A 1,392-nucleotide genomic window follows, 5' to 3' on the forward strand; every position below is an offset into this window, starting at 1 on the left:
CACGCCGCCGGAGCCGGGGCGCACAAGCCGCCCCGAGCCGGGGTGCACAAGCCGCCCGGAAGCCCCACCGAGACCCATTCGGGGAAGCATTGCGCCACCCGGCGGGCGCATACCACCCACACCCCCGATACACCACCCCGGGCCTTGACCTGCGCACTTACCACATCTTCGCAGGTCAGCGCGATGTTGACACCGCGCCCGCATCGCCCAGTACGTTCGACCCAGTCCACCGTAGGACGACCGGCAGGAGAACACCCTCCCCGAGCACGCGCACGCCTCCGGGCCACAGGTGGCACAGCCACCGGGCGCCAGGTCCGGAACCGGCGTGACACGCGCCGGGAGGCCGCCCCACGCGGCCACGAACGGCAGAGCGGCACCCGTGCAGCCGCCCCGCCGGACGCGAGCACACCCCGAGCCGGAAGGTGAGACCGCGGCAGAGCCCGGTCGCTCAGTAGACAACGACCGCCGCGACCGACAGCCAGTCGATCCGGCGTCGGCCCGAAGGGCGACCGTGCTCCCGCTGCCACACTCCAGAGCCGCTGCCACACTCGGAGCCGCTGCCACACTCAGAGTCGAACGGGCCCGAACACGGCCCGAACAAGCCGGACAGAGCCGAAACAGAACACCCACCTCGAACGTTGTAACGTCACTGCATCGTCACCCGCCCGGCGCAACTTCGCGTCGGCCCGGCAGCGGCGACCCACAACGAACCAGCGAGGGGGCCCCACGGTGCCGCAGCACGACAGCGCCACAGCACCCGGGGCCGAGCCCGGCGAGCCGATTCCGCCCGAGAAGTCGGGCGCGAGCGGGCGCTTTCGGTTCCGGCGTACGCGCGCGACCGCGCTGAGCGTGTACCGGCGACCCGCCCGCCCGCTCACCGCGCTCGTCAGTGGCCTCCTGCTCGCCCTCGCCTTCCCGCCGTACGACATCTGGCCACTGAGCGTGCTCGCCGTCGCCGCGCTGAGCGTGGCCGTGCACGGCACCCGCACCCGCACCGGATTCGGCTACGGACTCGTGTTCGGGCTGCCGTTCATGCTGTGGCTGCTCAAATGGCTGCGGGTGGTGGGCCCCGACGCGTGGATCGTGCTGTCCGTGGTCCAGGCGCTGTACATCGCGGCGCTGGCCGCCGCGCTCACCCTGATCGGGCGACTGCGGCTGTGGCCGCTGTGGACCGCGTGCCTGTGGGTGACCGAGGAACTCGTGCGCGACCGGGTCCCCTTCGGCGGGTTCCCGTGGGGCCGACTCGCGTTCGCCAACACCGCGAGCCCGTTCACCCCCTTCGCCGCGATCGCCGGCGCGCCGGCCGTGACCTTCGCCGTCGCCCTCTCCGGAGCCCTGCTCGGATGGGCCGCGCTGCGCCTGTACGCCCTGTACGCGGCCCGCGAGCGCGTC

1 pseudogene is annotated in these 1,392 nt (G+C 72.8%); it reads left to right on the plus strand.

The features are described 5' to 3' along the window. Window positions 1-729 precede the first annotated feature (729 nt). Window positions 730-1,392 (plus strand): annotated as a pseudogene (locus GT354_RS20645) (apolipoprotein N-acyltransferase); the annotation flags it as partial.

The sequence above is a fragment of the Streptomyces sp. SID3343 genome (assembly GCF_009865215.1).
Taxonomy (GTDB): Bacteria; Actinomycetota; Actinomycetes; order Streptomycetales; family Streptomycetaceae; genus Embleya.